The organism is Flavobacterium sp. (assembly GCF_044371705.1).
GTDB lineage: Bacteria > Bacteroidota > Bacteroidia > Flavobacteriales > Flavobacteriaceae > Flavobacterium.
Window position 1 is genome coordinate 1 of record NZ_JBILTE010000119.1, and the last position, 7,971, is coordinate 7,971.

Below are 7,971 nucleotides of genomic sequence, written 5' to 3' on the forward strand. Positions count from 1 at the left end.
TTTCAGGTTTTGCTCAAAAAGTATATACTTTAGATGCTAAACCTTTGTTAAAATTGTCGGGAACTTCTAGTTTGCACGACTGGGATATGACCTCTGAAACCGCCACAGGCAAACTCGTTGCCACAGTTGAAAATAATAAACTGACTGCAATCAAGTCTCTTACTGTAGAAATGCCCGCAGAAAGTATCAAAAGTGGAAAAAGCGGTATGGATAAAAACGCTTACAAAGCGATTCAGACGGATAGGTTTAAAACAATTAAGTTTGAATTAAAGTCAGCTACAAAACAAGTAGATGGAACGTGGAACTTTACAGGAACCTTTACTATTGCCGGAGTTGCCAAACAAGTAACTTTAAAAGCTAAAGAAACAGCAACCGCGGGACAATATGCTTTTGAAGGCACCTATTCTTTTAAACTGACTGATTATAAAGTCACTCCTCCAACTGCATTAATGGGAACTGTTAAAACAGGGGATGATGTTAAAATAAGTTTCAAAGTAAAATTCAAATAAGTAATCAAATAATTTAAATCAATAATAACCTCTAATAATTTTAAAAATGAATAAACTATTTACAAGCGTTGTTGCAGTATTTGCTGTAGTAACCATCGGACAATCACAAAATTTACCAAACTGGAGACCATATGACAAAACGGGAATCAACGTTTTTGAAGCTCCAAAAGATACCGCAACTACATTCACAAATGTACGTGTAAAAGTGGGCGGTGCATTTGCATTACAATACCAAGCGTTAGATCATGAGAATACTGCTGTTGAAAGACTTAACACTAGTACACCTCCCGTAAACCTTAATCAATTAATCGAAATCGGAAACAACTTTAACTTACCAACAGCTAATTTAGATTTAGATGTTGAATTGTACGACGGTGTGAACATGCACTTAAGAACCTATTTATCTTCTCGTCACCATCCGGAACCTTATGTTAAAGGTGGGTATATTCAAATTGATAAATTAGAATTTATAAGTAAAGGTTTCATGGCTGATGCAATGCAATACTTGACTTTAAAAATTGGTCAAATGGAAAATAATTACGGTGATACCCATTTTAGAAGAACAGATAATGCATTAGCTTTGTATAATCCTTTTGTAGAAAGTTTCTTAATGGATTCGTTTACAACAGAAGTTGGTGCGGAATTATATTTTCAAAAAAAGGGATTTATGGCAATGCTTGGAGCAACTAATGGTAAGTTAAATCAAGGTGTTAACAATCCCGGAACTACAAGTCCGTCTACTTTGGTGAAATTGGGATATGACAAACAATTAAATGAAGATTTAAGAACCAGAATTACCGGTTCTGTTTATCATACAGCACAGTCTGCCAGAACCTATTTATACGCGGGTGATAGAGCTGGTTCAAGATATTATTTTGTTATGGAAAACACCTTAGCAACAGCCACCTCACCATTCGCATCAGGACGAATTGACCCTGCAATGAGAAATGAAATGACTGCAATTATGATTAACCCATTTGTGAAATACAACGGATTAGAGTTCTTTGGTGTATTTGAAACTACAAGTGGTAAAAACAATAACGAAGTAGACAGAAGAAATTATACTCAAATTGGAGCTGAACTTTTATACCGTTTCGGAAAAACAGAACAGTTTTATTTTGGTGGACGATACAATACAGTATCAGGTGAAACACCTTCAACTGGAACTACTACACTTGTGAAAGGTGACGATATTGATGTATCAAGATATAATGTAGCAGCAGGTTGGTTTATGACCAAAAATATCCTAGCAAAATTGGAATATGTGAATCAAAAATATGATGGCTATAGTGCTACAAACATCCTAAACGGTGGTGCTTTCAACGGTTTCATATTTGAAGCGACTATTTCCTTCTAATAAAAATGATATGCGTGTTTTTAGTATATTAATTACTATGGCAGTAATGCTATTTTCAACACCAAAAGATTATTTGTTGGTTAGTACAAAACAGTTTACTGTTCATGGCACTACTTCGATTGGAGGTTTTGAATGTACGTATGATTTAAAAACTAAAGACACGCTATTTTTTAACAACACAAAAAAAAACACAAAGTTCACTCATAGTATTCCTGTTCGAGAATTTGGTTGCGGAAATTTCATGTTGAATTCAGATTTTAGAAAAACATTAAAAGAGAATGAATATCCAAAAATCAGTATTGAATTAACAAATTTTAAAAAACAAACCGACGGCTACTTCTGCGATCTTAATTTACATCTTGTGGGAATAAAAAAGTCCTATAAAAACCTCAAATTAAAAATTTATAAAGATAGAATTGAAGGAGATGTTTTTGTTAATTTCAGCGACTTTGGTTTAAAACCACCAAAAAAAGCAGGTGGAATGATCAAAATTCATGAAAGTATTAAAATTGCCATTTCCTTGAATACGCATTAGATTTGTTAGTTAATTTTAATAACCCGAAATTGATTTATATCAGTTTCGGGTTTTTTTCTTTAAAAAGAAGTATTATTTGTAAATGAAGAGAATAGTTTAACTTTACAGCATAGGAATTCAACCACAACTTTAATCGTTTTAATAATGACCTACGAAGGAGTTTTAACCAAAATGCAAACAGAATTGGGTAATCCCATCCAGTATTATTTGGTCTTTGAAAACAGTTTTTTAAATCTAAATCAGTTACTGGATAAAGAACTTGAAATCACTTTTCAAGGCTATCAATGTTTGAATTGTGGCAAGAAAAAGAAAATTTTTCGTCAAGGTTTTTGTTACGATTGTTTTATGTCGAGTGCTTCTGCCGGCGATTGGATTATGAAACCCGAGTTGAGCACCGCTCATCTAGCTATTGAAGATCGCGATTTAGAGTATGAAATGAAAGTACAATTGCAACCGCATATTGTCTATTTGGCACTTTCAAGTGAAGTGAAAGTTGGAGTGACCCGAAAAACGCAAGTGCCAACTCGTTGGATTGATCAGGGAGCTATTCAAGCAGTGCCCATAGTTGAGGTACCCAATCGTTATTTAGCCGGAATTACAGAGGTTGCTTTAAAAAATCATTTTGCAGATAAAACCAATTGGCAAAAAATGCTTAAAAATGAAGTTCCGCCGACTGATTTGCTTGAGGAACGATTAAAAACAGAAGCACTACTGCCAAACGAAGTTCGCAACTATTTTTTTAACCAAGAAGCACAGTTGTATCAAATGAATTATCCGGTTTTAAACTATCCCAAAAAAGTAACTAGCTTAAGTTTAGACAAGACTCCAAATTTTCAGGGAAAATTATCGGGCATCAAAGGACAATATTTGCTTTTTCAAGACGGAACAGTATTTAATGTTCGAACCTTTGAAGGATATGTGGTGAGAATAAGTATATAAAAAATCCCGATTTTTAAATCGGGATTCATTCCATTATTCTTTTTTCTTCTTGCCAAGCAAACTATTCAAACCTTCTTTTACTTTATCTTTTACAACATCTTCCGTTTTTGGTTTTTCGGTCGTTGTGGTTTTTGTGGTGTCTGATGGTTTGGTGTTTTTATCAATTAAATTGGTCAATGCTGAGGTTCCTTGATTGATCAATTTTTGTTTTTGTTGTTCAGCCAGTTGGGTAACTAATTTTGTGGTGCTTTGTTTTAAATCTGTACTAATTTTTGGCGTACTAAAAGTGCCGCCTAACAATGCAGTTACCGGAATATTTTCAATTTTAGCAGCATCGGCAGGAGAAAGTTTGGCTATTAAACTAGTTACTTCCGGTCCCAAATATTTAGCCGGTACATCAAATTTAAGGTTGTAATTCATTGATTGGTCAAAACCATGAGTTCCAACGATAGTCACTTTAACATCCTCGTATTTCAAGTCAAATGGCTTCACATTTACTTTTCCATCTTTGAAAGAAATAGCTGTTTTCAAATCGTTTAAATTGACTTTACTTAAATCGACAAAACTAATTTGACTATCTAAAGCACTTAACATGGCTGAGTTTGAAGGACTAATAGTAGTTGACAATAACTGGCTGAATAATTCTCCTGATACCGTTTTTAAATCGGGCGTCATTTCTTTTGCATCTAATTTACCTGATAATTTAATGGTGGAATTTAATGTTCCATTGATAATATTGGCAATCGGGGCAATGTTTTTCATTACATCCAACTGCGTAAATGTTTGGGCAATGTTCACTTGAGTCATCGATAAATCCATTGCAAAAGTTGGTACAGCCGCTTTGGTGGAAACGGTGCCGTTCAATCCAATTTGACCGTCAAAAATAGTAGTTTTTACATTTTCTAAAGTTACCGCCTCGTCTTTAATAATTAATTTTCCGGAAACATCCTTCAAAGTTAAATTGTCATAAAGTACTGTTTTTGATTTGGCCGAAACCGTACAATCTAAGAAGACCGGAATTTTCATGGCCTCAGCAGGTTTTGAATCCTCCTTAGTCGGTTCTGAAGTCGTCATGAAATCTGCTACATCAATCTGATTGGAATTTAAATTGAAATTACCTTTTAGGTTTTGATCATTAAATATATAACCGTAGAAGTTCTCCAAAACTCCTGTGGCACTAATGTCGCTTTTACCTGTTTTTGCATTGAATTTCGTTAAATTTAAAACACTAGGATTAAATTGAACTTCGGCCTCTTCAATGGTCATGCCTTTGCCATTTTCATCCACGTAGTTGAATTTGTATAAACCTACAAAACCGGCATTTTTAATCTGTTGATATTTTTCTTTTTCTACCGATTCCATATCAAATTTTGTAGTGACATCTGCTTTTAAAATTCCCGATAATGGGGTATCAACTTTTACAGGATATGCTTTTGTTAAGTTGCCTAAGTTGATGGTTCCTTTTAAAGCGGCATCAACCAAGGGATTCTCAGATAAATTTTTAATGTTTGCTTTAGCACTGAAAACATCTTGGTCAATTTTGAACGAAAGTTGGTCAATATTCACATACGTGTCATTAATTAGACCTGTTTCATTTTTAATTTTAGTATCAATAATAATATTTTCAACTGATTTTGGTAGATCAGGATATTTAAAAGAAGCATTATTTGAAGCAATTGAAATATCAAATTTTGGAATGGTTGTATCTGAATAAAGTCCTTTGGCAAAACCGCCAACAGTAAAATCGCCTGAAGTTTTAATTTTATCCAAATCACCTTTGTAGCCCGAAGGAATCAAACCTAAAAAGTTTTGAAAAGAAGAAGTAGGAGTTTTAAATGTCAAATCATACAACTGTCCGGCATCAACCAATTGAATAAATCCTTTGAATTCTAATGGCAGTTGATTTACTAAGGCTTTATTGTCTTTGAATTCGTATGTACTGTTTTCTAAGTCAATTCCTAACACCGCATCTAATTTTAAACCAACATCTTTCATGTAATTGGTTTTATCCATATCTAAAGTTAAATTGGCTGTAGTGTCGGTATTTAAATCTAGTTTTGAAGCATCAAAATTACCGGTTCCTGTATGCTGAATTTTGTCGATTACCATTTTAATGTTTGAAGCCTCATCTAAATAGGTAAACGTCATATTTTCAATTGTATAACTTTGAATATTTAATGAAAAAGGTTTGCTTTCTGACGGATTCTCGTCTTTCTTGTCTTTGATGGCAATGTCATAATTACCAACGCCGTCTTTATTGAAAATAATATTTACACGAGCATCGGTGCTTGAAAAAGATTCCAATTCCATAGGTTCTCCTTCCGATTTAAAAAGTTCTTTCACATACATTTTTAAGTTCAGTTCGCCGGAGTAAAAAAGTGTATCTCCGGCAAACGGTGCTTTGTTGATAATGCTTAACTTGTCAATAGTAACATTTGCCTTGGGAAAACTCTTAAAAAGACTCAAACTTACATCTTCAAAAGCTACCGTTGCATCCACCTGTTCATTAATCGATTTTAGTACCAGTTCTTTAATTTTATTTTGAAATAAAAAGGGAGTTGCAACAAGCAAAATAACTAGTATTAATATTATTATTCCTATAATTTTTAATATTTTCTTTTTCATAATGATGTCTTTGAGGTAATTTTTTTATGCTTTCAAAATGCTGTAAATGTATTTCCAATTATTTGCCTCTTTTTAAATTTGCTATTTTTCAGACAAACATATGCTAATGACCAAGCCTCCCTATCAATTCTTAGATAGATTGCCAAAGTTGCACAGCAAAAACAATACCGCAAAGATGTCAGCAAAAGTAGAATTATAATACTACTTAAATTTAAAATAAAAAAAGTCCGATGGTTTATTATCGGACTTAACTACTTTCATTGTATAATTTACTTAATGTTTAATTCAAAAGGCATCAAAGTTTGAATACCAGTTCGTGCTGTAGCTTTTTTTATTTGTTGTAAGGTTTGATAGGTTTCTGCTCCAATTTCTTCTTTGATCATTTCTTCTTTTGATTGGGCAAAAGGTAAATTTAAAAACTCCATGAATTTGGTGTCAAATACAGGATAGTTTTGTGTTCTGTAGTCTTTTATTTTTGCCAATGTTGCGGCTTCTTTCAATGCCACATCCAGTCCTCCCAATTGATCAACTAAACCAATCTTCACAGCTTCTGCACCTGTCCAAACTCTTCCTTGAGCAATGGCATCCACTTGTTCAAAAGTCATTTTCCTTCCGGCAGCCACACGATTGACAAAGGTAGTATATATTTTTTCTACACTTTCGGTGGTTACTTCTTTAAATTTTTCATCTATGGGTTGAAATGGACTATAGTCTGCGGAATTGGCATGTGTTTTAACCTGTTCCGTATTGATTCCGATGTTTTTTGACAACTCAGTCATATTTGGTAAGATTCCAAACACCCCGATGGAACCCGTTATTGTACTTGGCTCTGCAATAATTTTGGTTGCGTTGCAAGAAATGTAATAACCACCGGAAGCAGCGTAATTACCCATGGAAACTACAACAGGTTTTACCTTTTTAGTTAATTCAATTTCTCTCCAAATTAATTCAGAAGTCAAAGCACTTCCGCCTGGGCTGTCTACTCGGATTACAATTGCTTTTACATTTTTGTCTTTTCTGGCTTCCTGTAATGATGTTCGCATGGCACCTTCACCAATTACATTTACCTGACCTTCACCGCCCATGATTTCTCCTTGTGCAAAAATGACTGCAATTTTGTCTTTCGAATCTGTTTTTTTAGGACTGGTTGCTACGTTTTTAGCATAGTCCATAATTGTAACACTTTCATAATCTTCGTCTTTTTTTACTTTTAAAGCCTTGCGTATTCCATCGTGAAATTCGTCTTCGTAACTAATTTTGTCAATCAGCTTTCGGGTTTTTGCCATTTCAGGGGTTCTTGCATTTAATTGATTGGCAATTGCATTCAAACTATCTACGGGAATTTTTCTACTTTTTGAAATGTCTTCAACAATAGTTGACCAAGCAGAATTTAATAATGCAGTTATTTGACTTCGATTATCTGTACTCATTTCACTCGCTAAAAATGGTTCCACCGCACTTTTGTACTTTCCATGCCGAATCACCTCCATCTTTATGCCTGTCTTTTCTTGAATATCTTTGAAGAACATGATTTCAGAGGAGAGTCCTTTAAATTCCATTTCCCCAATCGGATTTAAATAAATCGTGTCCGCAACAGAATTGATATAATATTCATTTTGCATAAAAACATCTGCGTAGGCAACAATGAACTTCCCTGATTTTTTAAAATCTTCCAATTTGTCTCGTAACGCCTTAGATTGAGCCAAGCCTAGATTGCTTATGCTGTTTACTATTGAAATACCTTTGATTTTATCATCAGTTTTAGCAGCATCAATTGCATTTAAAACTTCAATGAATCCAACGGATGATTCTTCAGATAATAAGGTAACCCATGGATCTTCAAACTTTCCGGTATAGTCCAATTGTACATTTTTCATATCTAGCTCTATGACTGAGTTTTTTTCTACTTTGGTAAGTTCTGAACCCCCGCCGAAAATAGCACCGAATATCATTAAACCAAAAAATAGTATCATGAAAAACACAAATAACCCTATAATTGTAGCTAA

6 protein-coding genes are annotated in these 7,971 nt (G+C 33.9%); 4 read left to right on the forward strand and 2 right to left on the reverse strand.

Annotated elements, in window-relative coordinates:
• The 4 genes from ACIQ2S_RS09065 to ACIQ2S_RS09080 all read left to right on the forward strand — a co-directional run.
• A partial coding sequence (locus tag ACIQ2S_RS09065) for a YceI family protein (protein WP_396175174.1) occupies positions 1-509 on the forward strand: 509 nt, incomplete at its 5' end.
• A 46-nt stretch (positions 510-555) separates the two neighbouring features.
• Entirely contained in the window at positions 556-1,866 is a 1,311-nt protein-coding gene (locus ACIQ2S_RS09070) for a hypothetical protein (RefSeq protein ID WP_396175176.1), read from the forward strand.
• Positions 1,867-1,876: 10 nt separating this feature from the next.
• On the forward strand, positions 1,877-2,401 hold the full coding sequence (locus ACIQ2S_RS09075; protein ID WP_396175178.1) for a hypothetical protein: 525 nt from the start codon (positions 1,877-1,879) through the stop codon (positions 2,399-2,401).
• A 144-nt stretch (positions 2,402-2,545) separates the two neighbouring features.
• Entirely contained in the window at positions 2,546-3,340 is a 795-nt protein-coding gene (locus tag ACIQ2S_RS09080; RefSeq protein WP_396175180.1) for a DUF2797 domain-containing protein, read from the forward strand.
• A 33-nt stretch (positions 3,341-3,373) separates the two neighbouring features.
• On the opposite strand, the gene ACIQ2S_RS09085 is transcribed toward ACIQ2S_RS09080, so the two are convergent.
• Positions 3,374-5,965 (reverse strand): AsmA-like C-terminal region-containing protein, encoded by a 2,592-nt coding sequence (locus ACIQ2S_RS09085; protein WP_396175182.1) that lies wholly within the window; start codon positions 5,963-5,965, stop codon positions 3,374-3,376.
• A 269-nt stretch (positions 5,966-6,234) separates the two neighbouring features.
• Positions 6,235-7,971: signal peptide peptidase SppA (gene sppA / locus ACIQ2S_RS09090; RefSeq protein WP_396175184.1), on the reverse strand; the 1,737-nt coding region annotated here is incomplete at its 5' end.

Coding starts and splice junctions, on each gene's coding strand:
- ACIQ2S_RS09080 (WP_396175180.1), top strand. CDS start 2,546: ATGACCTACGAAGGAGTTTTAACCAAAATGCAAACAGAATTGGGTAAT.
- ACIQ2S_RS09085 (WP_396175182.1), bottom strand. CDS start 5,965: ATGAAAAAGAAAATATTAAAAATTATAGGAATAATAATATTAATACTA.
- ACIQ2S_RS09070 (WP_396175176.1), top strand. CDS start 556: ATGAATAAACTATTTACAAGCGTTGTTGCAGTATTTGCTGTAGTAACC.
- ACIQ2S_RS09075 (WP_396175178.1), top strand. CDS start 1,877: ATGCGTGTTTTTAGTATATTAATTACTATGGCAGTAATGCTATTTTCA.